27 protein-coding genes are annotated in these 24,938 nt (G+C 66.8%); 13 read left to right on the forward strand and 14 right to left on the reverse strand.

Annotated elements, in window-relative coordinates; all coding sequences use genetic code 11:
- The first annotated feature begins 220 nt into the window (after positions 1-220).
- Entirely contained in the window at positions 221-1,204 is a 984-nt protein-coding gene (locus tag E7T10_RS05350) for a sensor histidine kinase (RefSeq protein WP_137721011.1), read from the forward strand.
- Between the two features lie 81 nt (positions 1,205-1,285).
- On the opposite strand, the gene E7T10_RS05355 is transcribed toward E7T10_RS05350, so the two are convergent.
- A complete protein-coding gene (locus E7T10_RS05355; protein ID WP_137721012.1) occupies positions 1,286-4,492 on the reverse strand; it encodes an efflux RND transporter permease subunit in 3,207 nt (1,068 codons plus the stop codon).
- A gap of 12 nt (positions 4,493-4,504) precedes the next feature.
- Complete coding sequence (locus tag E7T10_RS05360; protein ID WP_168189890.1) at positions 4,505-5,656, reverse strand: efflux RND transporter periplasmic adaptor subunit; 1,152 nt, start codon at positions 5,654-5,656, stop codon at positions 4,505-4,507.
- A 168-nt stretch (positions 5,657-5,824) separates the two neighbouring features.
- Here E7T10_RS05360 and lepA point away from each other — a divergent pair, with 168 nt between their 5' ends.
- A complete protein-coding gene (gene lepA, locus E7T10_RS05365) occupies positions 5,825-7,633 on the forward strand; it encodes a translation elongation factor 4 (RefSeq protein ID WP_137721014.1) in 1,809 nt (602 codons plus the stop codon).
- A gap of 59 nt (positions 7,634-7,692) precedes the next feature.
- Here lepA and E7T10_RS05370 read toward each other — a convergent pair whose 3' ends face one another.
- Entirely contained in the window at positions 7,693-7,893 is a 201-nt protein-coding gene (locus tag E7T10_RS05370) for a hypothetical protein (protein WP_246846111.1), read from the reverse strand.
- A 79-nt stretch (positions 7,894-7,972) separates the two neighbouring features.
- Here E7T10_RS05370 and E7T10_RS05375 point away from each other — a divergent pair, with 79 nt between their 5' ends.
- Both E7T10_RS05375 and E7T10_RS05380 read left to right on the forward strand, forming a co-directional pair.
- Positions 7,973-8,542, forward strand: coding sequence for a GbsR/MarR family transcriptional regulator (locus tag E7T10_RS05375; protein WP_137721015.1), 570 nt, complete (start codon positions 7,973-7,975; stop codon positions 8,540-8,542).
- A 52-nt stretch (positions 8,543-8,594) separates the two neighbouring features.
- A complete protein-coding gene (locus E7T10_RS05380) occupies positions 8,595-9,584 on the forward strand; it encodes an SRPBCC family protein (protein ID WP_210416156.1) in 990 nt (329 codons plus the stop codon).
- A 31-nt stretch (positions 9,585-9,615) separates the two neighbouring features.
- On the opposite strand, the gene E7T10_RS05385 is transcribed toward E7T10_RS05380, so the two are convergent.
- Positions 9,616-9,945 carry a DUF1491 family protein gene (locus tag E7T10_RS05385; RefSeq protein ID WP_137721016.1) on the reverse strand — a complete coding sequence of 110 codons (330 nt, stop codon included), beginning with the start codon at positions 9,943-9,945 and terminating at the stop codon, positions 9,616-9,618.
- 55 nt (positions 9,946-10,000) lie between these two features.
- On the opposite strand from E7T10_RS05385, the gene E7T10_RS05390 reads away from it, so the two are divergent.
- Positions 10,001-10,861 (forward strand): hypothetical protein, encoded by an 861-nt coding sequence (locus E7T10_RS05390; protein WP_168189891.1) that lies wholly within the window; start codon positions 10,001-10,003, stop codon positions 10,859-10,861.
- Positions 10,862-10,981: 120 nt separating this feature from the next.
- Positions 10,982-11,470 (forward strand): hypothetical protein, encoded by a 489-nt coding sequence (locus E7T10_RS05395; RefSeq protein ID WP_137721017.1) that lies wholly within the window; start codon positions 10,982-10,984, stop codon positions 11,468-11,470.
- 9 nt (positions 11,471-11,479) lie between these two features.
- Here E7T10_RS05395 and E7T10_RS05400 read toward each other — a convergent pair whose 3' ends face one another.
- Positions 11,480-13,177, reverse strand: coding sequence for a HAMP domain-containing sensor histidine kinase (locus E7T10_RS05400; RefSeq protein ID WP_137721018.1), 1,698 nt, complete (start codon positions 13,175-13,177; stop codon positions 11,480-11,482).
- A gap of 164 nt (positions 13,178-13,341) precedes the next feature.
- Between E7T10_RS05400 and E7T10_RS05405 the strand changes: the two genes are divergently transcribed.
- Both E7T10_RS05405 and E7T10_RS05410 read left to right on the forward strand, forming a co-directional pair.
- Positions 13,342-13,779: a SufE family protein gene (locus E7T10_RS05405; protein ID WP_137721019.1), complete on the forward strand. Its 438-nt coding sequence runs from the start codon at positions 13,342-13,344 to the stop codon at positions 13,777-13,779.
- A gap of 61 nt (positions 13,780-13,840) precedes the next feature.
- On the forward strand, positions 13,841-14,509 hold the full coding sequence (locus E7T10_RS05410) for a hypothetical protein (RefSeq protein ID WP_137721020.1): 669 nt from the start codon (positions 13,841-13,843) through the stop codon (positions 14,507-14,509).
- A gap of 435 nt (positions 14,510-14,944) precedes the next feature.
- Here the strand turns inward: E7T10_RS05410 and E7T10_RS05415 are convergent, their stop codons facing one another.
- From E7T10_RS05415 to E7T10_RS05430, 4 genes are all read right to left on the reverse strand, one after another.
- Entirely contained in the window at positions 14,945-15,244 is a 300-nt protein-coding gene (locus E7T10_RS05415; RefSeq protein WP_137721021.1) for a hypothetical protein, read from the reverse strand.
- A gap of 5 nt (positions 15,245-15,249) precedes the next feature.
- Positions 15,250-15,903: a hypothetical protein gene (locus tag E7T10_RS05420; RefSeq protein WP_137721022.1), complete on the reverse strand. Its 654-nt coding sequence runs from the start codon at positions 15,901-15,903 to the stop codon at positions 15,250-15,252.
- A gap of 256 nt (positions 15,904-16,159) precedes the next feature.
- A complete protein-coding gene (locus tag E7T10_RS05425; protein WP_137721023.1) occupies positions 16,160-16,870 on the reverse strand; it encodes a DUF6456 domain-containing protein in 711 nt (236 codons plus the stop codon).
- The gene (locus E7T10_RS05430; protein WP_017505853.1) at positions 16,867-17,223 is read right to left on the reverse strand and encodes a hypothetical protein; all 357 of its coding nucleotides are present in this window, start codon (positions 17,221-17,223) and stop codon (positions 16,867-16,869) included. Before E7T10_RS05430 ends, E7T10_RS05425 begins: the two co-directional genes overlap by 4 nt.
- Before the next feature lie 459 nt (positions 17,224-17,682).
- Between E7T10_RS05430 and ctrA the strand changes: the two genes are divergently transcribed.
- The 3 genes from ctrA (at position 17,683) to E7T10_RS05445 (ending at position 18,964) form a co-directional block, all read left to right on the forward strand.
- Positions 17,683-18,384 carry a response regulator transcription factor CtrA gene (ctrA, locus tag E7T10_RS05435; protein ID WP_017505852.1) on the forward strand — a complete coding sequence of 234 codons (702 nt, stop codon included), beginning with the start codon at positions 17,683-17,685 and terminating at the stop codon, positions 18,382-18,384.
- 146 nt (positions 18,385-18,530) lie between these two features.
- Positions 18,531-18,776, forward strand: a complete 246-nt coding sequence (locus E7T10_RS05440; RefSeq protein ID WP_210416157.1) for a DUF1902 domain-containing protein — start codon at positions 18,531-18,533, stop codon at positions 18,774-18,776.
- A complete protein-coding gene (locus E7T10_RS05445) occupies positions 18,773-18,964 on the forward strand; it encodes a type II toxin-antitoxin system HicA family toxin (RefSeq protein WP_137721024.1) in 192 nt (63 codons plus the stop codon). The genes E7T10_RS05440 and E7T10_RS05445 overlap by 4 nt, the downstream gene beginning before the upstream one ends.
- A 24-nt stretch (positions 18,965-18,988) precedes the next feature.
- Here the strand turns inward: E7T10_RS05445 and E7T10_RS05450 are convergent, their stop codons facing one another.
- From E7T10_RS05450 to E7T10_RS05460, 3 genes are all read right to left on the reverse strand, one after another.
- Complete coding sequence (locus E7T10_RS05450) at positions 18,989-20,368, reverse strand: serine hydrolase (RefSeq protein WP_137721025.1); 1,380 nt, start codon at positions 20,366-20,368, stop codon at positions 18,989-18,991.
- A gap of 88 nt (positions 20,369-20,456) precedes the next feature.
- Positions 20,457-21,785, reverse strand: coding sequence for an ATP-binding protein (locus tag E7T10_RS05455; protein ID WP_246846112.1), 1,329 nt, complete (start codon positions 21,783-21,785; stop codon positions 20,457-20,459).
- Positions 21,773-22,489 carry a response regulator gene (locus E7T10_RS05460; RefSeq protein WP_137721026.1) on the reverse strand — a complete coding sequence of 239 codons (717 nt, stop codon included), beginning with the start codon at positions 22,487-22,489 and terminating at the stop codon, positions 21,773-21,775. The genes E7T10_RS05455 and E7T10_RS05460 overlap by 13 nt, the downstream gene beginning before the upstream one ends.
- Positions 22,490-22,684: 195 nt before the next feature.
- Between E7T10_RS05460 and E7T10_RS05465 the strand changes: the two genes are divergently transcribed.
- Together E7T10_RS05465 and E7T10_RS05470 are read left to right on the forward strand one after the other, a co-directional pair.
- Positions 22,685-22,879: a hypothetical protein gene (locus E7T10_RS05465; protein ID WP_017505846.1), complete on the forward strand. Its 195-nt coding sequence runs from the start codon at positions 22,685-22,687 to the stop codon at positions 22,877-22,879.
- Between the two features lie 91 nt (positions 22,880-22,970).
- Positions 22,971-23,216 (forward strand): hypothetical protein, encoded by a 246-nt coding sequence (locus E7T10_RS05470; protein ID WP_137721027.1) that lies wholly within the window; start codon positions 22,971-22,973, stop codon positions 23,214-23,216.
- 81 nt (positions 23,217-23,297) lie between these two features.
- Here the strand turns inward: E7T10_RS05470 and E7T10_RS05475 are convergent, their stop codons facing one another.
- Both E7T10_RS05475 and E7T10_RS05480 read right to left on the reverse strand, forming a co-directional pair.
- Entirely contained in the window at positions 23,298-24,332 is a 1,035-nt protein-coding gene (locus tag E7T10_RS05475) for an endo-1,4-beta-xylanase (RefSeq protein WP_246846113.1), read from the reverse strand.
- A 190-nt stretch (positions 24,333-24,522) separates the two neighbouring features.
- The gene (locus E7T10_RS05480; RefSeq protein WP_055803572.1) at positions 24,523-24,933 is read right to left on the reverse strand and encodes a hypothetical protein; all 411 of its coding nucleotides are present in this window, start codon (positions 24,931-24,933) and stop codon (positions 24,523-24,525) included.
- Positions 24,934-24,938: the final 5 nt, after the last annotated feature.

Below are 24,938 nucleotides of genomic sequence, written 5' to 3' on the forward strand. Positions count from 1 at the left end.
AGCCTCAAGGCTGACCGACGAAGGGCCGACCGGGCGACCGGCCGGCCCTTTTTCTTTGCAATCAGGCCTGACAGCGGGCGCGACCCGGCGCTGTCGAGACGGGGAGTGGGCCTAAGTTTTGGTCGATCAACGGGTTCCGGGCCCCGAACTGTTCTAGACGCGGACGTTAGACTGCCCGATACACGATTTTACCGACGCTCTGCGTCCACAGAGGAAGCGAATGCGTCACCAGAAGTTTCGAAATCCAGCCTGGCGCGGATACGCCTTGGCCGTCGTCGCCTTTCTGGTTGCGTTTGGCCTGCGCTATGGCCTGGCGCACTGGTTTCCGCCGGGCTTTCCTTATCTGACTTTCTTTCCGGCCGTCGTCCTGGTCGCCTTCTATGCCGGTCTGCGGCCTGCCATTCTGACAGCGACCTTGTCGGGTCTGTCGGCCTGGTGGTTCTGGATCGGCCCGCCGGGCTTCGACCTGGGCGTCGCGACCTTCGTCGCCATCGGCTTTTACGCCTTCGTCGTCGCCGTCGACATCTTCTTCATCGTCGGCATGGACAAGGCGTCGGCCAAGCTGGCGCGCGAGGTCGAGCGCAGCACCGCCCTGGCGGAAAGCCGCGACATCCTGCTCCGGGAAGTGCAGCACCGGGTGTCGAACAACATCCAGATGGTCAGCGCCTTGCTTAAGCTGGAGGCGCGCACGACCGTCGATCCGGGCGCGAAAAAGGCCTTGACCGACGCCTCGGCCCGAACCGGTCTGGTCGCCCGCATCCAGCGCAGTCTGGCCGACGCCGATCAGAAGAAGACGGCCTTCCACGATGTGGCGCGATCGATCGTCGACGATGCGCTGACGGCGGCCGCGCGTGACGACGTGGCCGTCTCCATCTCCGGCGGGGATGTGGTCCTGTCGGCCGAGGAGGCCACGCCCGTGGTCCTCGTCATGCTGGAGTGCGTCAACAACGCGCTGGAGCATGGCTTTCCCGATCGGCCCGGCCGGATCAAGATCGACCTGTGCGACGACGGCGCGGTGCGCACCCTGACCGTGGCCGATGACGGCGTGGGCGTCGCCGAGGATACGGCCGCCGAACCGACCAGCCTGGGCCTGCGGATCATCACCGCCCTGGCCCGCCAGCTGGGCGGAGACTGGTCTCTGCAGCCCTCATCGCCTGGCGCGATCGCCCGCCTGTCCTGGCCCAGCGCCCCCGTCGCGCCTTAGCGCCGACTCACGCCACACCGCCAAGAGAAAGGCCCGGTCGGATCGCTCCGCCGGGCCTCGGTCGTTTCGGTCTTGGGCCGATCAGGCCGGACGATCTTCCGTCGTCGCCGGCTCTTCGTGCCCGTGTTGGCCGTGGAACATCTTGTCCAGTCGGCCTTCCAGGCGGCGCTTGACCCCGTCGATCAGGCTGAACACCACCGGCACGAACAGCAGCGACAGGGCGGTCGAGGTGATCAGCCCGCCGATGACCGCGATCGCCATGGGCGAGCGGAAGGCGGTGCCTTCGCCGAACGCCGCCGCGATGGGCAGCATCCCCAGGCCCATCGCCATGGTCGTCATGATGATCGGCCGCGCCCGCTTGTGGGCCGCGTCCATCAGGGCGTCGTGGCGGTTCATCCCCTTGTCGATCGCCATGATGGCGTAGTCGACCAGCAGGATGGAGTTCTTCGCCGCGATCCCGGTCAGCATGATGATGCCGATCAGGGCCGGCATGGACAGCGACTTGCCCGTCACCAGCAGCAGGAAGAAGGCGCCGCCGAACGACACGGGAAGCGCCGCCAGGATGGTGATCGGGTGGAAGAAGCTTTTGAACAGCAGCACCAGCACGACATACATCAGCAGAATGCCGGTGATGATGGCGAAGGCGAAGCCCATGCCCAGCTCCTGGAAGCTTTCGGCGTCGCCGGATGGTTTCTGGCTGACGCCTTGCGGCAGAGACTTGATCGCGGGCAGGGCGTTCACCGCCTGGGTGCCCTGGCTCAGGGTCAAACCGCTCAGTTCGGCGGTGATATTGGCCACCCGCAGTCGGTCCAGACGATTGATCTGGTTCGGTCCTGCGCCGAAGCTGATGTCCGCCACCGCCGACAGGGGCACCGTCGCGCCCGACGCCGTCGGCACCTGAAGGTTCTCCAGCACGCCCAGATCCGAGCGCGCCTGCTCCGTCAGCATGACCCGGATCGGCACCTGACGGTCGCCCAGATTGAACTTGGGCAACAGCTGATCGGCGTCGCCCAGGGTGGCGACGCGCGCCACCTGGCTGATGTCCTGGGTCGACACCCCTTGCAGGGCGGCGACGTCGGCGCGCGGCGTGACCAGGATTTCCGGCCGCACCAGAGAGGCCGACGACACCACATTGGACAGGCCCGGAATGCTGCGCATCTCGCGCTCGACCTTGGCGGCCGCGGGCTCAAGCACATTGGGATCGTCGCCGACCAGGGCGATGGTCAGAAGGCTGGACCCGCCGCCGCCGCCCGCGGCGCCGAACTGGATCCGCGCGCCGGGGATTTGGCGCAATACCGGTCCCATGTCGCGCTCGAATTCCTGCTGGCTCAGCTTGCGGTCCCAACGCCCGACCAGATTGACGGTCAGGTTGGCGCTGCGCACCTCGCCGGCCGAACCGCCTCCACCGGGGCCGAAGCTGGTTGTCGCCGAACCGACGGACGAATAGACCGACTCGACCTCGGGCCGCTTCATCAGTTCGCGGTTGATGCGCTGCACGGCCGAATCCGTCTCGGCCAAGGTCGCGCCCGGCGGCAACTGCACCGTCACGGTGGAGCGCGAGATGTCCTCGACCGGGATGAACTCGCCCGGCAGCTTCGTCGCCATGAAGATCGACAGGAAGAAGAACAGCACGCCCATCCCCAGCACCCACAGCCGGTGATCGAACATCCGGTCCGCGACCTTGCGGCGGAACCAGCTCGCGCGCGGGTGGTGGTCGGCCCTGCGCTTGCGCCAGTCATCGCCCAGCGCCCAGTTCAGGGCCTTCAGATAGGGCCCCATCCAGAAGGGCTCCTTGTGCTCCTTGCCCTGGTCGCGCTTCAGCAGATAGGCGCCCATCAGGGGCGTCAGGGTCCGCGCCACGAGCAGCGAGAACAGAACGCTGACGCAGGTGGCGATGGCGAAGCTCTTGAAGAACTGGCCCACGACGCCGGGCATGAAACCGGTGGGGGCGAACACCGCCACCAGGGTCGCCGTCGTCGCCATGACCGCCAGGCCGATCTCGTCGGCCGCCTCGATGGCGGCGGGGTAGGGGGCCTTGCCGTCGCGGATGTGGCGGACGATGTTCTCGATCTCCACGATGGCGTCGTCCACCAGGATGCCGATGGTCAGCGACAGGGCCAGCAGCGTCACGACGTTCAGCGACTGGTTCGTCAGGTCCATCACCCAGAAGGTCGGGATCAGCGACAGCGGCATGGCCACCGCCGCAATCAGGGTCGCGCGCCAGTCCCGCAGGAAGATGAAGACGACCGCGATCGCCAGCAGGGCGCCCAGCACCAGCGTCTCGACCGAGGCGTGGAAGTTGTTGACGACGTCCTCGGTGGTGTTGGCCACCTCCTCGATGGCGACGTCGCCGCGCTCCTGGTCCAGCTTCTCGATCTCGGTCTTGACCCGGTCATAGACGTCCACCTCGGACGAGCCGATGGCGCGCGAGACGCCGAAGCCGACGACTTCCTGACCGTTGAAGCGGGCGCGGCCGCGCGGCTCGGACCATTCGTCGGTGATCTGGCCCAGGTCGCCCAGGCGCACGCTGCGGCTGCCGATGGGGATCAGGGTCTCGCGCAGCTGTTCGACCGACTTGGCCGAACCGACGGTGCGGATGGCCTGCTCCTCGCCCGCGATCTCGCCGCGGCCGCCCGGCAGGTTGATGTTGGAGGCGCGCAGCTGGTTCGAAACCTGGGCCGCCGTCACGCCCGAGGCGGCAAGCCGGGCGGGGTCCAGCTTGATGCGGATTTCACGGCTGACGCCGCCGTCACGGCTGATCTGGCTGACGCCGCGCACCGACAGCAGGCGTTTGGCAACGGTGTTGTCGACGAACCAGCTCAGCTCCTCGGGGCTCATGCCCGGCGCCCGCACCACATAGTTGGCGAAGGGTATGGCCGTGAACTCGATGCGCTGGACGATCGGTTCCTGAACGTCGGCGGGCAGGTTCTGGCGGATGCCGCTCACGGCGTTGCGCACGTCGTTGGTGACCTTCTCCAGGTTCACGCCCAGCTGGAACTCGATGGAGGTGGTGGACACGCCCTCGTTGACGACCGAGGTGATGTGCTTGACCGACCCCAGGCCCGCCACCGCATCCTCGACCAGGCGGGTGACCTGGGTCTCCATCTCGGTCGGGGCGGCGCCGGCCTGAACCACCGTCACGGCGACGACCGGCAGGTCCACGTCGGGGAAGTTGTTCGTTCTGAGCTTGAAATAGCTCATCGTCCCCGCGATCGTCAGGACGACGAACAGCAGGACGATGGGGATCGGGTTCCTGATCGACCAGGACGAGATGTTCTGAAAGCCCATCGGTCCGGTTCCTTAGCGCGCGGCGGCAGGCGCGGGGGCAGGGGCGGCAGGCGTCGCCGGCTGGGGCGCCGCGGTCGCCGGGGCCACCGTCACATGGTCGCCTTCGCCCAGGAAGCCTGCGCCCTGCACGACGACGCGCTGACCGGCCTGGACGCCCGTGACCGCGACGCGGTCGCCGCTGCGAACCCCGGTCGTGACCGGAACAAAGCGGACGACATCGCCCTGGCCCACGACATAGACCCCGGCCTTGGCCTCGCGATAGACGACCGCCGAGGCCGGCACGACCAGGGCGGGCTGATCGCCGACGGCGATCTCGGCGCGGGCGAACATACCGGGCCGCAGCTGGGCGCCGGGCGCCAGGGAAATACGGGCCAGGCCCAGGCGGGTCTGCGCATTGACCTCGGGCGTGACGATGCGGACCGAGCCGGTGGTCTGGCTGGCCTCGCTGGAAGTCACGATCGCGGACTGACCGGCGCGCACCAGCGACAGTTCGGTCTCCGGCACCTGGGCGTCCAGTTCCAGCCGGCCGTCGCGCACCATGCGGAACAGCTCGGTCCCGGCGGCGATGATCTGGCCCTTGGTGACGCTGCGGCTGATGATCAGGCCGCCGACGGGCGCGCGGATGGTCGCCTGCGACAGCTGGGTCTGGGTCTGGCTGAGGGCCGCGCGGGCGGCGGCCAGATTGGCGTTCGAGCTGCGCTGGTTCGCCAGGGCCGTGTCCAGCGACGCCTGGCTGAGGAAGCCGCGTTCCTTCAACTGCTGCGCGCGATCGAGCGCGGCGTTGTCACGCGCCACATTGGCCTCGGCCAGCTGCACTTGGGCCTGCTGCTGGCGCAGCTGGGCGCGCAGCAGGACGTCGTTCATCTGCACCAGCGGCTGGCCCTGACGCACGTAGGAGCCTTCGTCCACATAGACGGCGACGGCGGTCAGGCCGCCGGTCTCGGCCGCCACCGGCACCTCTTCCCAGGCGGAGACGGAGCCCGAGGCGCTGACCGTGCGGGCCAGATTGATCTGGCTCACGGTCGCGGCGGTCACGGTCTGGCGCGCGCCGGCCGCCTCCTTGCCGTCGGCCTTCTTGTCCTCTCCGCCGCCGCAGCCGGCCAGCAGCAGGACGGCCAGAACGGCCGCACCGGCCAGAAGTGTGGGTCGGGTCGTCTGGAGCACGGAAAAACGTCCTTGAAGAGCGATCAGGCGATGGCTGTCTCCTTATCGCGTCACAGGGCCGCGCTCAAAGACAAACGCCATCATTGCAAAGCTGTAATACGCCCGTTGATCGGGGCCGGATCGCGCCGCGTCTGGTCCCCGGCGCCCGCGCGTGATAGGGGCGCGCGGATGACGACTCCCCCGATCTCGAACATTCGCAACTTCAGCGTGGTCGCGCACATCGACCATGGCAAGTCGACCCTGTCCGACCGCCTGATCCAGCACACCGGCGGCCTGACCGCGCGCGAGATGTCCGAGCAGGTGCTCGACAATATGGAGATCGAGAAGGAACGGGGCATCACCATCAAGGCCCAGACCGTGCGCCTGACCTATCGGGCCAGGGACGGCGAGGAGTACATCCTGAACCTGATGGACACGCCGGGCCACGTGGACTTCGCCTATGAGGTCAGCCGGTCCTTGGCTGCGTGCGAAGGCTCGCTGCTGGTCGTTGACGCCTCGCAAGGGGTCGAGGCCCAGACCCTGGCCAATGTCTATCAGGCCATCGACAACAACCACGAGATCGTCCCGGTCCTGAACAAGGTCGATCTGCCGGCCGCCGAGCCGGACCGTGTCCGCGCCCAGATCGAGGACGTGATCGGCATCGACGCCTCCGAAGCCGTCCTGGCCAGCGCCAAGTCCGGCATCGGCATCGAGGAGGTGCTTGAGGCCATCGTCACCAAGCTGCCGGCGCCCAAGGGGGATGTGAACGCTCCGCTGAAGGCCATGCTGGTCGACGCCTGGTACGACCCCTACCTCGGCGTCGTCGTGCTGGTGCGAGTCTTCGACGGCGTGCTGAAGACCGGCATGCGGGTCAAGATGATGCGCAACGGCTCGACCCACCTGATCGACCGGGTCGGCGTCTTCCTGCCCAAGAACACCCCGGTCGAGCAGCTGGGCCCCGGCGAGGTCGGCTTCATCACCGCCCAGATCAAGGAAGTGGCCCACGCCGCCGTCGGCGACACCATCACCGACGAGAAGAAGCCGACCGCCGAGCCGCTGAAGGGGTTCAAGGAAGTCCAGTCGGTGGTCTTCTGCGGCCTGTTCCCGGTGGACGCCGCCGACTTCGAGGACCTGCGCGCCGCGATCGGCAAGCTGCGTCTGAACGACGCGTCCTTCACCTATGAGATGGAAAGCTCGGCGGCGCTGGGATTCGGCTTCCGCTGCGGCTTCCTGGGCTTGCTGCACCTGGAGATCATCCAGGAGCGCCTGAGCCGCGAGTTCAACCTCGATCTGATCGCCACGGCGCCGTCCGTCGTCTACAAGATCGGCCTGCGCGACGGCTCCGAAATCGACCTGCACAACCCGGCCGATCTGCCCGACGTGATGCAGATCGAGACCATCGCCGAGCCCTGGATCAAGGCCACCATCCTGACGCCGGACGAATACCTCGGCGGCGTTATCAAGTTGTGTCAGGACCGTCGCGGCCAGCAGATCGAACTGTCCTACGTCGGCAACCGGGCGATGGTGGTCTATGAGCTGCCGCTGAACGAGGTGGTGTTCGACTTCTACGACCGGCTGAAGTCGATCTCGAAGGGCTATGCCTCGTTCGACTACGAGATCACCGAATACAAGGTCGGCGATCTGGTGAAGATGTCCATCCTGGTCAACGCCGAGCCGGTCGACGCCCTGTCCATGCTGGTCCACCGCGCCCGCGCCGAGACGCGCGGCCGGGGCATGGTCGAGAAGATGAAGGAACTGATCCCGCCTCACCTGTTCCAGATCCCGATCCAGGCGGCCATCGGCGGCAAGATCATCGCCCGCGAGACCGTCCGCGCCCTGCGCAAGGACGTGACCTCGAAATGCTACGGCGGCGACGCCACCCGCAAGAAGAAGCTGCTAGAAAAGCAGAAGGCCGGCAAGAAGCGCATGCGCCAGTTCGGCAAGGTCGAGATTCCGCAGGAAGCCTTCATCGCCGCCCTGAAGATGGACGAGGATTGATCAGCTAGCGACGACCTATCCCTCCCCGGCACGGGGGAGGGATAGCCGTTTACGCCGCCTCAGAGCGTGTCGTTCAATTGCTCGAACACCGCGTCGTAGCCGTTCGCTTCCGCGAACCGCAGCGGCTTTACGCGTTCGACCAGGATTTCGCCGCGCGGGGTCTCGCCGCGTACGATCAGGCCGATCACCTCGGCCGTATAATCGGCCAGCGGCATGGAGGCGGGGTTTTCAGCATGGCCCGGCATCAGGTCGGTGGCCACGCCGGGCGGTGCCAGTTCAGCACCTCGACCGCAGTGTCCGACAGCTGACTCAAAACGCCGTTCGTCGTTTATTTCTGTCATGACAGAAACGAATGACCGATCGTTGCCGCTTGCCGTTGAGCAGATCGTGCTGCGCTGGGGCGACCTTGGCGGTCAGTGGGGGGTGAATCGTTCCGTGGCTCAGATCCAGGCGCTTCTGTACCTTAGCGAGAAGCCTCTCACTGCCGAAGACATCGCCACGACCCTGGGTTTGGCGCGGTCGAATGTGTCCAACAGCCTCAAAGAACTTCTGACGTGGAAGCTCATCCACCGTGTTCCGGTCTTGGGTGACCGCCGTGATCACTACGAGGCTGAAACCGACCTCTGGCAGATGGCCACCAAGGTGGCGCAGGGTCGCAAGGCCCGTGAGATCGACCCGATGGTCGCGGCGATCAACGATGCTGTCGCCAGCGTCGACGGCCAGGGGGCAAGCATAAGTCCCGAGGTGCGTGCGCGGCTGGAACGGCTTCAAGGGTTCGTCAACACGGTCGACGGCTGGTATCAACAGATACTCGCCGTCCCTCCCGAAACACTGATGCGACTGATCCGAATGGGGTCGAAAGTCGTGAGCCTTCTGAAGTTTGTTGGGCCGAAAGATCGCGGATCTTGAATCATTTGGCCTGTAATTTCTCTTTCTACAGAAACAAAAGACGGAGCTGGTCGTGGTCGACGACAACGTGACGACGCAGAAGCGTAGGCTGCATAAACGCCTTCTGTCTGGCTTCGGCCTTGCGCTGGCGATCGCGCTGAGCGCCTTTCTGCTGCTATCTGCATCGAAATCAGGCTCGATCTGGTTCGCCAGCATCTGGTTTCTGGCGCTGCTTCCGGCCGTCCTGTGCGCCTTGATCTGCTACATCGGCGATCCGGATCGAACCCGAACGACCAGCTTTTACTGGCTGGTCCCCTGTCTGCTGGGGGTCTTAGTCTGCCTGGCTTCCTATTTCGTTCTGCAAGAAGGCGTCATCTGCATCGTCATGCTGTCGCCCGTCTGGCTCGTCAGCGGCTGGGCGGGGGCCTTCATCATGCGCTCTCAACGCCATCGTAAGGGCAAGACGCTGCAATCCAGCTTTCTGATCATTCCCTTGGCGGCGGCTATGGTGGAGGCGCAGCTTCCGACGCCCCATGAGGCTGTCGCCGTCAGCCGCACGGTTATCGTGCGCGCCGCGCCAGAGGACATCTGGCCCTACGCCGTCGCCAGCCATGACATTCGACCAGACGAGGGACGCTGGACCATCAGCCACGACGTGATCGGCATTCCACGCCCGACGGAGTCCCGCGTTGTCGGCTCCGGCATCGGCGCGGTCAGAACGGCCTATTGGGGCGACCACGTCAACTTCGAGGAGCGGATCGTCGCCTGGGCGCCGGGCCGTAAACTGGGCTGGGATTTCAACTTCACCAATAGTTCGGTTCAGGACTACACCGACAAGCACATCTCGCCGGACGGTGAGTTTCTGACGATCAAATCCGGAGACTATGTGCTGCGCCGCATTTCGCCCCATCAGACCGAGTTGACCCTCACGACTCGCTATGTCGCCAAAACGCACGTGAATCCGTACGCGAGAATTTGGGGCGAACTGATGATGGGCGACATCCATGACAATGTGCTCAGCATCATCAAGGCAAGGGCGGAGCGCGATGCGGCTCTAGGTTAGAGCGAGACGGCGTGGCGGTCTCTTGAGCCACCTACCCCTGCACCGTCTCCGTGATGAAGTGCCGCCCCTGCCGGTCCTCGATCTCCACCACCCACAGGTCCGGGTCGTACCCCCTCTGCCGGGCGATATAGGCGTCCAGCTCCCTTTCGCTGTCGGAGGTGACAGGCTGGATCCACAGGCGGTCGCCGTCGGTGCCGAAGGCTTCGGTGAACAGGCGGGCGGTGCGGGTGGAGGTGTCGTAGGCCTTGACGATGACCGAGCCGGCGCGAGCGTCGCCCTTTTTGACCACGGTCGCATAGGCGCCCTCGATCTGGGCGCGGCGGATCAGGGCGCTGACCCACAGGTCGCTGGAAAGAAGCAATTCGCTAACCCTGCTCGAACACGGAACCCCAACCCTGGCGCGCTAGGGTCGGGGGATGAGGATAGGCCTTTCCCCCCGGCAAGCCAGAGGTTTCCTGTCGGCCGTGCTGATCGCCGCGACGCCCGTCGCCGCCTTCGCCGCGCCGCAGGACCGCTTCTATGAGCGCAGCTTCGTGCTGGCCGCCAACGACCGCTGCGGCCTGTTCGAGCCGCAGCTGACCGCCGCCCTTACGGCCGCCGCCTGGCAGGCGCGGGGCGCGGCCCTGCGCGCGGGATCCAGCGACCGGCAACTGGCCGAGACGGCGCAGCGGGCGCGGGCGCGGGCGAACACGACGCCGTGCGGCTCGACCGATCTGAAGACGGTTCAGGGCCGGGTCCAGACCGCCTTTTCCGGCTGGTCGCGCACGACGCGGATGGAGTTTCCCGGCGATCGCCGAAAGTGGAGCGCGGATCGCGCGGCCTATGCGCGCCCGACCTGGCGGTTGATGCAGGCGACCGTGACCGGCGCCTCGCCCGTGCGGTTCGGCGTGGTGGGCGGCATGGATCGGCCCGATCAACTGGCCGCCGTCGTGTCCTGGCAGGGGCGCTCGCGGCCGACCGGGGTGCGGGTGGTGATGCGCGACCACACGGTGGCGCCGCGTCCGTGGCTGTCGCACGACCTGCCGCCCGCCGCGCAGCGCCGCGCCTTCTGGGCCGCCGGCGTGACCAGCGCCGAACCGATGCTGCTGCCCGAAGGTCGCCCGGCCGGTCAGGCCTGGCTGTTCCCCGCCGCCGCCGCCGACGCCCTGTCGGCGCTGGACCCGCGTGAAGTCTTCACCGTCGAATTCCTGTTCCGCGACGGCAGCATCGCCCGCTCCACCTTCGAGGCCGGCGACTTCGCGGCGGGCCGGGCCTTCCTGGCGATGGGGCAGGTTTAGGTTTCGGTTGTCGGCATTCCTCTGACGTGCATCCATCGGGCTATGCGCAATGTCTTGTCAGTCGTCGTCGTTGCAGCTCTGATCACAGCCTGTTCAGGAGACGAGCCGTCGCGACCGCCCGTGATGGTGTTCGCCCAACACGACTTCGACCGCCTCTATGTCTGGGACCGCGCACCCGCGATATGGGCGAACACGCCGACATTGGTGATCGCCGAGAGAGACAGCCTGTACCCGTCAGTCCCTGACGTCAAAGTTCTGCTTTCATGCAAGGCAGACAGGAGCCTGACGGTCTGGGGAAAAGTCTACGAGTTCGGCACCGATCTCGGCGGGCCGCCGCGTTTGATGCCGATGTTCGGTCTTCGAAGCCGAGACGTGTCGCTGTTGGCCGAGCCGATATGGGAATATGGGGGCTTCAGCAAATCGGCGCATTATGTCCTGCATCCCTCGCAGGCCGAGCTCAATCAACTGCTACGCGGGCCATGGTTTGAGGTGAGCGAAGTCTATGCTGATGGCGATGGAGCGACGCGATATCCGCCTCCGCCAAGAGAGCTGGCGGACACCTTCATCCGACAATGCCAAACAGCAGCCGAGATTAAACAAATCGATTGATGGAGAGGTCTAGGCTTCGACCGTGACCGGCGTCTCGTCGACAGCCGTCTCCCCCGCCACCATCACCGGCAACCGGATCATCACCGCCGCGCCTTCGCCCAGGGTGCTGTCGATGGTCATGCGGCCGCCGTGCAGTTCGGTCAGGCTGCGGACCAGGGACAGGCCCAGGCCGGTCCCTTGCGCCTTCTGGTCGGCGCCGCCGGCCTGTTCGAAGGGGCGGCCCAGGCGTTGCAGGTCCTGCGGCGCGATGCCGACGCCGGTGTCGGACACCGCCAGATCCAGGTCCGGCCCATCGGCGTCCAGGGTGATGGTGACGGATCCGCCGGCCGGGGTGAACTTAACCGCATTGGACAGCAGGTTCAGCGCCATCTGCTTCAGGGCGCGGGCGTCGGCGCGGACCGTGATCGGCTCGGACGGCAGGACGGCGGCCAGCTCGACCCCCTTGTCGTCCGCCTGAAGCCGGACCAGGGCGACGGCGGCGGACACGGCGTCGCGAGCGTCGAACGTCTCCATCGCCAGCTGGTAGCGCTCGGCCTCGATCTTGGACAGGTCCAGCACGTCGTTGATCAGATCCAGCAGGTGGCCGCCCGCCTGATGAATGGCGTCGGCGTAGCCGGCGTAGCGTTCGGGCAGGGGGCCGAACAGCTTCTGGCGCATGATGTCGGCGAAACCGAGCACGGCGTTCAGGGGGGTGCGCAGCTCGTGGCTCATATTGGCCAGGAAACGGGTCTTGCCGGCCGACTGGGCCTCGGCCTCGACGCGGGCGGTCTCCAGCCCTAGCTCGCGGGCGAACTGGGCCGTGCCGTCGAACGCCTGGGCGATCAGGCGCGGGCGGTCCGTCTCGTGCTGGAACGGGCCCAGGATCATGACGACCCGGCGGTCCAGGGCGATGCGCGGCGTGAACTGGACCTCGACCGACTGGCCCGACAGGGCGCGGGCCAGGGCCGCGGACACGGCCGGGCGGTCGGGCGCATGGACGGCCGAGATCAGGCCCTGTTCGGTCAGGGCCAGCACCGACAGGGCGGGCGGCGGCGTGCCCCAGGTCGCGACGGCGCGGCCCGACGGATCGAGCAGCAGGGTCAGGGCCGGCTGATCCTCCAGCAAAGCGGCGATCCGGGCCGCCTGTTCTTCCGCTTCGGCCAGACGACGCTGGCGCGCGCTCCAGGTCAGGCGCATGGCGGCGATGACCGCGCCCATGGCCAGCAGGCCCGATACGGCGGCCAGCAGAGGGCCTTGCGCCTCCGCTCCGTTCAGCCAGGTCGAGATCAGCCCCGCCAGCAGCGGCAGGGTCACCGCAAAGGCGCCCATCCGGGTCAGGCGATCGGCGCCGACGCGGGCATGATGCACGCCGTGATCCAGGGCGATCCCCGCCGCCAGCGGCGTCAGGATCAGGCCGGGCAGGGCGCCGGTCACGCCGCCGGTCAGGCCCGCCGAGGCGGTGGCGGCCAGGATCCAGCCGCCCATGACGGCCAGCCTCAGCCCCACGCTGTCGCGCACCATCAGCACGACGCCGAACACGCCGGGGAAGGCCATCAGCAGCAGGGCGGCCAGCGGCGCGTCCTTCAGCCCGTCCATCATCTGGGCCGCCAGCGCCGTCAGGGCCACCGCCACCGCCCAGATGGCATGCCACAAGGCGACCAGCGGGGCGCCCAGCGCCGCGTCGTGCGTCGGGTCGTCCTCGAATCTGGCGTGGGCGTCGGGTTTCAAGAAGGGCGGGCCATGGGTTTCGTCTGCGCCCAGACTAGGGCTGCGGCTGAGTCGGTGCGAGGCCGCTCCCCCCTGAGGCGAACCCCATTGCGGCGTTCACCATGAATATCAGGGGACAAAACGGCCGGTTGTCGTTAACGGCCGCGCGGCCTATCTGGCGGCGCATGACCAACCGCACGCCGCCGACCGACACCCTGGACCAGACCCTGGCCGAACTGGCCGAGGATTTTGACCTGCTGGGCGATTGGGAGCAGCGGATCGAATACGTCATCGAACTGGGCAAGGGGCTGGCCCCGCTGGACGAGGCCGACCGGATCGAGGCCAACAAGGTGCCGGGCTGTGCGGCCCAGGTCTGGCTGGCGACGACCCAGGACGACGGGCGGCTGTGGTTCGCAGCCGACAGCGACAGCGCCCTGTCCAAGGGCAATATCGCCCTGCTGCTGAAACTCTATTCCGGCCGCACGCCGCGGGAGATCGTCGCCTTCGACGCCCGCGCGGCGCTGGATCGGCTGGGCCTGCCCTCGGCCCTGACGCGCCAGCGCGCCAACGGCCTGAACAGCATGGTCGGCCGCATCCGCGAGGCGGCGCTGGCGGTTCAGTAGTCGGGGGTTGCAACCGCCGGCCCGGCGACCCACGATCGCGGGGTCGTAACCGGGGGCGCGAATGGACCTGCTGAAGATCCTGCGCAGTTTCGAGGAGTTTCTCTTCGAGGCGGTCAGCTGGCTGGTCTTCTATCCCCTGACCCTGTGCCGCATCCTGCGCGGGCCGCTGGCGGCGATGGACTATTCGGACCGCGAGCAAAGCGACAGCGAGGAGCGTCGCTACGACGATGCGCTCAGCCCGCCGCTGTTCCTGTTGGCCACCATCGTCCTGACCAATCTGCTGTCGATGGCGCTGCATGTGCCACAGCCGCCCGAGGCGACCGACCTCAGCCGCATGGTTTATGCGTCCCAGCAGAACCTGATCCTGTTCCGCTCGCTGGCCTTCAGCCTGATCCCGCTGGTCGCCGCCGTCACCCTGCTGCGCCATGAGAAGAAGCGTATCGCCCGAGAGGCCCTGCGCGCCCCCTTCTATGCGCAATGCTATCTCGCCGCCGTCTGCGCCGCCTTCGTCTCGGCGGGCGGGACTATCTTCCAACGGCCCGAACTGCCCAATGCGATCGGCGCGGCGATCATGATCGTCGGCGCGGCCTGGTTCGTTGTCGTGCAGTCCCGCTGGTTCGCCCGGCGGCTGAACGTGTCAAAGGCGCGCGGCGCCGTCACCGCCGTTCTGGCCCTGATCCGGGCGCTGATCTACCTGCTGACCATCCTGATCCCCATCGCCCTGATCTGAGCGGGAGAAAACTGGGTGCAATGAGAGCGCCTTTTTGTCGGTGTGGCGAGAAGTCCAAGCGAAGGGCGGCACCATGGCCATTTTGGATTTCTACCTTGTTGCGGACTTTTGAGCCGTAAGGTGCGCGCTCAGTTTAGGAAGCCCGAGGGGCGAGCAGAATTCCGGCTGCGCCGATTGCGATGGCGACACCACGGCCCCCCAACGCAGGAGGGATCGCTGAGAAGGCGTGTAGGCCATCAGGTCTCTACACTCTTCGAAATACTTTCGCAGCTGCCCTGTTCGAGCTCTCTCTATCTGCGCACACGAGTCGCTTCCGAGCGCACCGCGAAGGCGTTAAGGGCGAACGTCCGTCTGGTGCGCCAGCCTTGCCGGCCGTGATCTCTCCATTTCAGAACCGCGACTATCGCGTCGTGCAACGACATTCTGCCAGCGGATTTAACGTGACTCGGCTTCAATCCTTCGGGCTAGCCCGCGCGCAATAAGGCGATTGTCCCCGGCACCCTTGAAGTTCCGTTGGCGCGTTCCATAAAGCGCCTCCAGAAAGCTGCGGTCCCAGCGAGTTAACGTTTCTTCCTGAGGGACACCTTGTTCAAACAGGGTCAAAATAGATGGAACTGATGGGGTCGCCGAGGGACTGATCTGAGCCAATGCAATCATCGCCACATAGTCCGACAGTTGAAAGAAGCTAACCTCTTCGAATGCCACGGCATCAATGACAATTACGAGCGACTGCATGTGATCTAGGCTGTCGTCATACAGCCTAGAGGCCGAGACGATCTGGCCATAAGCGCCCAAGTCGACGGTGCTCTAATGATGCCATCAGTAGCGGCAATTGAGAACGGCTGTTGCCCCCTTTGGCGGACAAGAGCATCGCCGGTGTCAGGGTCGACAGGTATGCTGACATGCCACCACCTCACGGGGCGATCCGACTGTTCAAACTCACGAAGCGCAGCGCGGCCGCGGTGACTGCTCTCCACCCGCGCGTCGAAATCAAGTGGACGCGCGCGAACGAGCGCTTGCGCTGTCCGGTCTGCGTCATCAGTGGAAACGATCAGTATGTTCGGGTTGCAACCGGGTCCTGATGTCCTGATGCCGACATGGTTAGCCCAATCGAGAACCCGGTCGATCATGTAGCCGGCTGGCTCGGCGGCCATTCCAATCGAACCGACGCAGATCGACCGCGACCAGACAGCCATTTTGCGTCCAGAGGGGGGCGCGCCGATATTGGAGACGAACGCCTCCGCTTGTTCGACTGTCTGTTTTCCAGTGACGTTCAGGTCTTCGAGTTGGGTTATCAGAGGATGTGGCTGGCCAGGGTTCACCTGGGCGTCCACCTCGTTGGCGATGCCGAGAATGAAAAGCAAACAGAGGCGAACCATGAGGCAGGTCTTCACCGGGCTTCTCCGTGCTGAAGCCAAAGTATAACTCATTATTTCATGCCTGCCACCCTAGAGTGCGGGCCTTTGTCCGCATCATCACCGGTGTCCTTTGCTCAGCTGACTGGCTGGTATCGGTACGAACCAAATATCGGCTTCACTCGAAGCCGTCGTCCAATTTGAAATCTAGGGCTAAATGCGACCATTCCGCTTTCCACTGACAGCTGCGCCGCGTCCGGATCGCGCATCGGAAACGCAGTGCAATCTGTGCCCTTCACCCGATCCCATAGTGATCCGCCAGGGCCTGCAACGCCTGTTTCAGCACGGTCTTGCCCTGGCGACGGCGTAAGCCCAGGCCCGTTTCGGCCAGTTTCAGGCTGTCGCCGTGGATGCAGATGCGGGTCAGGATGGGGCGAAGGCGCGGGCCGACGGCGGTCAGGGCCTGTTCGACGCGGCGGGCGGCGGACAGGGCGCGGTCGGTCGGCTCCATCCGCGCGGCGGTTCCCGAGCCGGAGGTCGGCAGGGCGTCCCAGCGCATGGTGACCGAGGCGCCCTTCGTCGCCTGTTCCGCCTCGCGCCGCAGTCGTTCGCCGGCGGCGGTCTCGGCCGGGGTCAGCCAGGGGCGGCCGGACGCATCCTTGCGTCGCGCCAGCCAGGCGATGGGGCTTTCACCCAGATTGGCCCGCGCCCGCACCATGCAGCCGTCCGGCTGCATCAGGTCGCGCTCGCCCGCCACGAAGCCGGGACGGCCGGGAGCAGGGGACGGCGTCGGGTCCGGGTGAACCCGCCCCGACCAGCCGCCGCCGGGCCGCACGCGCAGGCCGGGCTGGTCGATCAGGGCGCGAAACTCGGTCTCGGTCAGGGTCAGGCTGATGCGGCTGCGGCGATCCGGCGACAGGCGCAGGGCATAGGCCCCGCCCTCGGCCGACAGCCAGGCGCCGGGCTTGGCTATCAGATCGCGCGCGCGTTCCAGAAGCCGGCTCATTGCGGCAGCTCCAGGCGGGGCGATTGATACAGGCCCTGGATGCAGCCTTCGAGGTCGTTCATCAGGTCGTCGATGCTGCGCCGTTCGCGCTCGTCCTCGACCCAGCGGCAGGCGGCGCCGACGCTGGCGCGATTGACGCCGAAGACGTGTCCGACCCGCTCCAACGTCCAGCCATAGGCGACGTGGGACAGATACATAGCCAGCCAGCGCGGGCGGGCCGCGCGCGGATTCATCCGGCCCCGGCCGGTCATCTGCGACGGATGGGCGCCGGTGCGCGCCGCGATCAGATGAATGGCCAGCCCGGCCTTGACCTGATCCTCCTCGGTGACCGGCACCCTGTAATCCTCCAGCACGAAACGTCTCCCTCTCACGACCTCTCGACGCCGGCATCATAGGCGGCCGGGACGTCGCGATAGGAATATCGTCCTACCATGCGCCAAAATCGGTCGTGGCGGCTTAACCGCCTTGCGGTTGCGGGTGGGACGTTGTGCTTGGTGAGTGGTGAGTGGTGAGTGGTGAGTGGTGAGTGGTGAGTGGTGAGTGGTGAGGGGGGAGCATTCGTATGCGCTCTTTCGGCGTCGCCCACTCACGAGTCACGCATCACCACTCACACTCCAGGCCGCCCAAACAGGGTTAATAAATTTCGAATCATTGACTCCAGCCCCTCGACGCCGATTCGCAAATCAGCCTAGATTCGCCTCAATTGGATGGCGTTAACCCTTCTTAAGGTTTTCACGTCTTAACTTGCGAACAAGGTTACCCGGCCGTGTGTCAGGGTGGTTACCGCAAAGCTTTTGCCTGGAGGGGCACGTATGCGCGTCCTGTTGATTGAAGACGATCACGCAACCGCCCAAAGCATCGAACTGATGCTGAAGTCGGAAGGCTTCAACGTCTATACGACGGACCTGGGCGAGGAAGGCATCGATCTGGGCAAGATCTATGACTATGACCTCATTCTTCTTGACCTGAACCTGCCGGACATGAGCGGCCTGGAAGTCCTGCGCCAGCTGCGCGTCGGCAAAGTCAATACCCCGGTCATGATCCTGTCGGGCAGCCACGAGATCGAAACCAAGGTCAAGACCTTCGGCGGCGGCGCCGACGACTATATGACCAAGCCCTTCCACAAGGACGAACTTATCGCGCGCACCCACGCCGTGGTCCGCCGCTCCAAGGGTCACGCCCAGGCGATCATCCACACCGGCGAGATCGCCGTGAACCTGGACGCCAAGACGGTCGAGGTGAACGGTCACCGCGTCCATCTGACGGGCAAGGAATACCAGATGCTGGAGCTGCTCTCGCTCCGCAAGGGCACGACCCTGACCAAGGAAATGTTCCTGAACCACCTGTACGGCGGCATGGACGAGCCCGAGCTGAAGATTATCGACGTCTTCATCTGCAAGCTGCGCAAGAAGCTGGCCACCGCCGCCGACGGCAAACACTATATCGAAACCGTCTGGGGCCGCGGCTATGTCCTGCGCGACCCGGCCGAGGGCGTCGTCACCGTCGCCGCCTGATCGACCTTCGATCCGCGATTTCGAAACGCCCGCCGGTGACGGCGGGCGTTTTGCGTTGAGGGCGTCAGGACGATGGTCGCGTTGTGCGGTCCGATTTGACTCTGCATCTGGGCGACACCCATATGCTGTCCTTAACTGGAGTTGTCATGAGCAAGGTCATCGTCGTCAAAGCCGTTTTCGACCCGGAAGCGGGCGTTTGGCTGACCGAGTCCAGCGATGTTCACGGACTTCGGATCGAGGCCGCCACGCTGGAAGCGCTGATCGAACGCATTCCCGGCGCGATTCAGGATCTGTTGGAAGGTAGCGAGGGCGAGAACGGCTACCCACGAGATGTGCCGATCGAACTGATCGCCCACGCCAGCACCCGGGTCAGGCTGGGCCTGGCCGCTTGAGCTACACGGCCGACGTCAAGCGCAAGCTCAAGGACGCCGGGTGCTGGTTCGTTCGCCAAGGGCGCGGCGACCACGAGGTTTGGGAAAGTCCGGTCAACGGAAAACGCTTCACCGTCGATGGCGACATCAAATCGCGACACACGGCGAACGGCACTTTGAAGGACGCCGGCCTGAACAAGGCGTTCTAAGCCGACGCCGAAATGGCTTCGGCCCTACTGACGCTTGGCCGGCATGTCGCGGCCGCCCTGGTGCAGGACCAGACCCTCGACGGCGCCGGCGGGGTTGCGGGTGAAGGTGATCTGGGCGTCGACGGCGGTCAGGTAGAAGGCGTCCTGAGCTTCCGCCGTCAGTGCGAAGGCCGGCTGGCCGGTGGCCTGGGCCATCAGCTTGCCGTCCACGACCGAAATCGTCAGGGCGAAGGTCGGGGCCAGATTATAGACGCCCTCATAAGCCTTCAGCACCTCGGGCGAGAGGGAGACGGCGCGGCGTTCGCTGGGCAGGGTGACGGTTCCACCGCGCGCCAGCGTGACCAGGGCCGCGCCCAGTTTGTCGGGCGCCTCGCCGTTCAGATTGCCCAGGACGATGACGGCGGTCCGGTCGCCCGGGTCATAGGCCATATAGGTGTTGAAGCCCTCGATGGCGCCGTTGTGCCAGACCAGGCGCTTGCCGTCGGCCTCGGACACCATCAGCCCCATGGCGTAGCCGTTGCGGACCGGCGTGGTCAGGGCGGTCATCGACTGGGCGTTCAGCAGTCGGCCGCCGAACAGGCCCTGTTCCCACTTCAGCAGGTCGTGGGTGGTCGAATACAGGGCGCCGGCCCCGGTCGGGATGGTCATGTCCACATAGTCGGCGTTGACGACGCCGTCTGCGCCCGGCGCATAGCCCGAGGCGCGGCGGGGCAGGATCACGTCATGGCGGTCATAGCCGCTGTCGCCCATGCCCAGCGGCTGGAACAGATTGGCGGTGACGAAATCGGCGTAGGTCAGGTCGCTGGCCGCCTCGATGATGGCGCTGAGCAGCACATAGCCCGAGTTGGAATAGGCGAACCGAGAGCCCGGCGCGAAGTCCAGCGGCCGGTCGCGGAAGCGGGCGATCAACTGCGGCAGCGTCGCGGGCCGGGTCTTCTGGGCCTCGAAGTCGGAAAAGGCGGTGAAGTTGGGCACGCCCGCGGTGTGGCTGAGCAGATGGCGCGGCGTTATCGCGTCCCAGGCGGCCGGGGCGTCGGGCAGCCAGGTCTTGATCGGCGCATCCAGATCCAGCTTGCCTTGCTGGTTCAGCAGCATGACCGCGACGGCGGTAAACTGTTTAGACAGTGAGCCCAGGCGGAACTTCACATCACCGTCGTTGGGGATGTTCCACTCGCGATTGGCCAGGCCGTAGCCCTGATCCAGAAGGATGCGGCCGTCGCGGCCGACCAGGACGGCGCCGGAGAAGGCGTCGGCGTCGCTGGAGGCGCGGATCACCTGGTCCATGCGCGCCACGTCTTGGGCGGCGGCCGGGCGGCTGGCCAGCGGGCTGAGCGTGAGGGCCAGGGCGCTGGCGGCCAGCAACAGGAGGACCGGACGACGGCGGGTGAGGGGCGACTGAGGCAAGGGGCGATCTCCTGAACGCGTCACGCTAACGCTTTCAGAGAGAGGCGGCGAGCGCGGCGAACGGATGCAGGCGCCGCTACGCTTTTCGTCAGGACTGCGGAAAGGTCAGGGTCGCTTCCAGCCCGCCGCCGTCGGCGTTGGCAAGCGTCAGATGGGCGCCGGCGCGTTCGGCCATGCGGCGTGCGATGGTCAGGCCCAGGCCTGAGCCGCCGCTGTCGCGCGAGCGGGACGGATCGAGGCGGTAGAAGGGCTCGAACAAGCGCTCCAACTGGTCGGGCGCCACGCCGGGGCCGTGGTCGCGCACGATCAGGCGGACCGCATGGTCGTCGCGCACGGCGCTGACGGCCGCCTCGCCGCCGTGGAGGACCGCGTTGTCGATCAGATTGGTCAGGCAGCGGCGCAGGGCCTGGGGCCGGGTCGGCACGACGGCGCTGCAGCCCTGGGTGAAGACGACCGGCTGGCCCGCCTCGGCCGCGTCCTCGCAGATGGCGGATAGAAGGGCGTCCAGATCGACGGGAGTCACGGCCTCGACCGTCGTCTCGATCCGGGCCAGGTCCAGCCCTTCGCGGACCAGATGCTGCATCCCCGCCAGGTCGCTGACGAACTGGGCGCGCAGGGTCTCGTCCTCGATCTTTTCGACACGCAGCCGCATCCGGGTCAGGGGCGTCTGCAGGTCGTGGGCGACGGCGGCCAGCACGCGGGTGCGATCCTCGATCAGGGCCTTCAGCCGGGTCTGCATGGCGTTCAGGGCGGCGGCGGCCTCGCGGACCTCGCGCGCGCCCTCCTCGACCAGGGGCGGGCGATCCAGATCGTGACTGAGGGCGACGGCCCCCCGGGACAGACGGTTCAGCGGACCGGCCGCCAGACGCGACGCCATCCAGCCGGTCAGAAGGACGGCGGCCAGACCCGCAGACAGCAGGGCGGCGGCCTCGCGGCTGAGCGTCCAGGGGTGTGGGGCGGGCGGCAGGCTGATCGCCACCGGAATCGGCGCGCCATTGACCGGCCGCAGGACCAGGATGCGGCACCGCAGACGATCGGTCGCCGCGCCGCACGCCCCGGCCGAGGCCTCGAACGCCTTGACCGAAACCCCGTCCACGCCCCGCCGCTTCAGGGCCTCTGCGACCGCGTGGGTCAGGGACGGGTCGGGCGCGCCCAGCCTCTGGCCCGCGGCGTCCGGCAGGCCGTCGGTCAGGCCGGCGGCGGGATCGTCGCTGGAGCCGGCCAGGTCCACGATCCGTTCGGCGGTGGTGAAGTCATGGGCCTGGGACAGGCGATGGCGATGGTTCAGGCCCAGGGCGGCGAAGGTCACGCCCGCCGCCAGCAGGGCGCCGACCAGCAGAAGCAGGAACAGCCGCGTGGTCTCGGCCTCGGCCCGGCCGTGGCGCGGGGTCAGGCGCGCCCCCATCACGCGCGCCATGTGACGGGCCCCGCCAGCATATAGCCCAGGCTGCGCACCGTGCGGATCAGGGCCGGGGCCTTGGCGTCGTCGCCCAGCTTCTGGCGCAGGCGGCTGACCCTCAGGTCGATGGCGCGGTCGTCGGCGTCGGCGACGGTGGACAGGGCGCGGATCCGCTCGCGCGACAGGGGCTTGCCGCCGTTCCTGACCAGGGCGTGCAGCAGGTCGAAGTCGGCGCCCGACAGCGGGGCCAGCCGTCCGTCCGGCGCCGTCAGCGCCCGCGCGGCGATGTCCAGCGACCAGCCGGAGAAGTCGGCGTGTCGACCCTCGCTCGCCGACGCCTCGCCGCCGGTACGCCGCAGGACGGTGCGGATGCGGGCCACCAGCTCGCGGGGTTCGAACGGTTTGGCCATATAGTCGTCGGCGCCCATCTCCAGCCCCACGATCCGGTCGATGGGATCGCCGCGCGCCGTCAGGATGATGACCGGCGTCTTGGACGCCGCCCGAATGCCGCGACACAGCGACAGGCCGTCCTCGTCCGGCAGGTTCAGGTCCAGCACCACCAGATCGACCGGCCCGGCCTCCAGTGCCGCCTTCATCGCCCGGCCGTCGGCGGCCTTTACCGTGCGGAACCCGTGCTGCTCCAGATGGTCGGACAACAGGTTTCGGATCTCGCGGTCGTCGTCGACGACCAGAAGGACGGGGGCGGCGGAGGTCTGGGACATTGGCGTTCGGCGAGCGGGAAGACGTGCGATCTGTCGTCCTGTCTCATGGCTAAAGCGCGGCGGATACAGTCGGACACAATTCTCTTCGCCGACGATACGCGGCGACATCGACCGGCCCCGAACCGGCCGGACGCGGGTCCGAAACAGTGACTGTCCGACACGAGGCCGGACGCCAAACACACAGAAAGACCCGCCATGAAGTCCTTCCGTTCCACCGCCGCTTTCGGCGCCGCCGCCCTGGTGATCCTGACCAGCGGCGCAGCCTTCGCCGGCACCCCTTCGGCCCCGTCGTCGGGCGCTCACGCCCGCCCCGCCGCCTCCGCCCGTGCGCATCATCGGGTCAGCCACGCCCGCACCCACCGCGCCGTGACGCCCGCCAAGAAGAAGTAAGGCCCGACGCCTTGCTGGTCCTGCCGGCGTCCCCGGCCGGCAGGATCCCCGACGCTCCTGAGACTTCAACCTTCAAAAGAAGCACATCGACATGAAATCCTTCCGCACCGCCGCCGCCGTTTCCGCCGTCGCCTTCGTCGCCCTGACCAGCGGCGCCGCCTTCGCCGGCACGACCCCGGCGCCCTCGACCGCCATGACCGCTCGTCCGGTCGCGACCGCTTCGGCGACGACCCCTGCGCCGTCGGCCCGCGCCCCGCGTGCGCACCGCCGGGGTCATCAAGCCCAGGCCCAGACCTCGGTCCAGGCGCCGGCGACCGTGACCGCCAAGAAGAAGTAAACCGGCCGCCCCCTCCGGTTCGCACAGGAACGCCCGGCTGTCGCAAGACGGCCGGGTGTTTCCGTATTCAGAGGCCTGTCGTCAGGCGGGGGTCTTGAAGCCTGCCGCTATGGCGGCCGCCATCGGATTGGGGCGGCCGAAGCTGTCGAAGGGCAGGGGCTTGTCCCGGCCGTCGTCCTTGTCGCCCTGACGATACCAGCTGTCGGTGTCGCGCAGGCCCCAGACGGTGAAGGCGAATTGCTGAGCCCTGGGCAGGGCCGCAAAGGCCGAGGCCAGTTCGGTGACGCGGGCGCCCTGGGCCGCGATTCGGTCGGCCTGGCTGCTGAGGTCCAGCCGGTTTTCGGTGCGCAGGGTGCAGTCCAGCTCGGACACATGGATCGGCAGGCCGAACTGGCCGATCTCGCGCATAAAGGCGGCGATGACGCCCTCGGGGATGTCGATCCACAGGTGGGATTGCAGGCCCAGCCCCTGCAGCGGACAGCCGGCCTTCAGCAGCCGCTCGACCAGTTTCAGGAACTGCGCGCCCTTGGCCGGCACGCTTTCCTGATTGTATTCGTTGAGAAACAGGATGGCGTCAGGATCCGCGATCCGGGCCTTTTCGAACGCGCGCAGGATATAGCCGTCGTGGCCGTATCGCGCCGACCAGTGGCAGTCGCGCAGGCCCGAGCCGTCGTCCAGGATCGGCTCATTGACCACGTCCCAGCTGCGGACCTTGCCACGATAGCGGCCGGCGACCGTGGCGATATAGCCGTCGAAGGCGCGGTCGAAGCCGGCGCCCGACAGGCCGGCGAAGGCCTCCTTGCCTTGCGCGTACCAGATCAGGGTGTGGCCATGCATCGCCATGCCCTCGGCCCGGGCGAAGGCGGCGATACGGTCCGAGCGGTCGAAGTTGGGCCGGTCCAGGCCGTTCGCCAGGATGTATTCCATCTTCATCTCCCACTCGGGCGTGAGTTGGGAGACGTTGGCGCGGGCCAGCGCGATCCAGTCCGGGTCGTCGATCTGGCTGGCCTTGATCGCCGTGCCGAAGGGCGCCGGGGTGATGGATTTCAGCGGAGGAACGTTGGGCGGCGACGGCTCCGCCGAGGCGAAGCGGTCGCAGGCGGCCAGGTTGCTCAAGGAAAGCGCGAGCGGGGCGACGAGGATTGTGCGGCGACTAAAGCCCTTCTCCCCTCGGGGGAGAAGGTGGCTCGCGGAGCGAGACGGATGAGGGGGCTGTATGGTCATCCCTGATCTCTCATCTCGAGGCCGGCGCCCCCTCATCCGAGCCCTTCGGGCCCACCTTCTCCCCCGAGGGGAGAAGGGAGGATCAAACGGCTCGCTTCCGCAGGCCCAGCTCGTCGAAGGCGGCGGTTTCGCGCTTGGCCAGGGCGATCAGCTGGTTCAGGCGAGTGGTCTCGGCGACGTGTTCGAACTTCTTCAGCTCTTCGAAGGCGCCGGTCAGGGCGTCGCGGGCACCGGCTTCCTCGGCGTCCAGCACCGACAGGTCGCCTTCGGCCGCGGCCTTTCTTGATTTCCAGCCGTTCAGATAGGCGCCCAGCATCATGCCGGCCTCGGCGTCCATGCGGGCGCGGTTGCGTTCGCCCTCGGCCTCGGCGTCCAGCACGGCGATGCGGAGTTCGGCGCCGGCGCGGCGTTCGGCGATCTCGGCCAGGCGCTTTTGCAGCGTCTCGACCTCATAGTTGGAGATGCGGATCAGGGATTGGGCCCAAGCGGTCATCTAAA

Origin of the sequence: Brevundimonas sp. SGAir0440 (genome assembly GCF_005484585.1) — a bacterium.
Classification (GTDB): Bacteria; Pseudomonadota; Alphaproteobacteria; order Caulobacterales; family Caulobacteraceae; genus Brevundimonas.

Excerpts from the sequence above, each read along its gene's own strand:
- E7T10_RS05350 (WP_137721011.1), top strand. The coding sequence starts at position 221 with ATGCGTCACCAGAAGTTTCGAAATCCAGCCTGGCGCGGATACGCCTTG.
- E7T10_RS05355 (WP_137721012.1), bottom strand. The coding sequence starts at position 4,492 with ATGGGCTTTCAGAACATCTCGTCCTGGTCGATCAGGAACCCGATCCCC.
- lepA (WP_137721014.1), top strand. The coding sequence starts at position 5,825 with ATGACGACTCCCCCGATCTCGAACATTCGCAACTTCAGCGTGGTCGCG.
- E7T10_RS05375 (WP_137721015.1), top strand. The coding sequence starts at position 7,973 with ATGACAGAAACGAATGACCGATCGTTGCCGCTTGCCGTTGAGCAGATC.
- E7T10_RS05390 (WP_168189891.1), top strand. The coding sequence starts at position 10,001 with ATGAGGATAGGCCTTTCCCCCCGGCAAGCCAGAGGTTTCCTGTCGGCC.
- E7T10_RS05405 (WP_137721019.1), top strand. The coding sequence starts at position 13,342 with ATGACCAACCGCACGCCGCCGACCGACACCCTGGACCAGACCCTGGCC.
- E7T10_RS05410 (WP_137721020.1), top strand. The coding sequence starts at position 13,841 with ATGGACCTGCTGAAGATCCTGCGCAGTTTCGAGGAGTTTCTCTTCGAG.
- E7T10_RS05415 (WP_137721021.1), bottom strand. The coding sequence starts at position 15,244 with ATGCAGTCGCTCGTAATTGTCATTGATGCCGTGGCATTCGAAGAGGTT.
- E7T10_RS05425 (WP_137721023.1), bottom strand. The coding sequence starts at position 16,870 with ATGAGCCGGCTTCTGGAACGCGCGCGCGATCTGATAGCCAAGCCCGGC.
- ctrA (WP_017505852.1), top strand. The coding sequence starts at position 17,683 with ATGCGCGTCCTGTTGATTGAAGACGATCACGCAACCGCCCAAAGCATC.
- E7T10_RS05440 (WP_210416157.1), top strand. The coding sequence starts at position 18,531 with ATGAGCAAGGTCATCGTCGTCAAAGCCGTTTTCGACCCGGAAGCGGGC.
- E7T10_RS05455 (WP_246846112.1), bottom strand. The coding sequence starts at position 21,785 with ATGGCGCGCGTGATGGGGGCGCGCCTGACCCCGCGCCACGGCCGGGCC.
- E7T10_RS05460 (WP_137721026.1), bottom strand. The coding sequence starts at position 22,489 with ATGTCCCAGACCTCCGCCGCCCCCGTCCTTCTGGTCGTCGACGACGAC.
- E7T10_RS05465 (WP_017505846.1), top strand. The coding sequence starts at position 22,685 with ATGAAGTCCTTCCGTTCCACCGCCGCTTTCGGCGCCGCCGCCCTGGTG.
- E7T10_RS05470 (WP_137721027.1), top strand. The coding sequence starts at position 22,971 with ATGAAATCCTTCCGCACCGCCGCCGCCGTTTCCGCCGTCGCCTTCGTC.
- E7T10_RS05480 (WP_055803572.1), bottom strand. The coding sequence starts at position 24,933 with ATGACCGCTTGGGCCCAATCCCTGATCCGCATCTCCAACTATGAGGTC.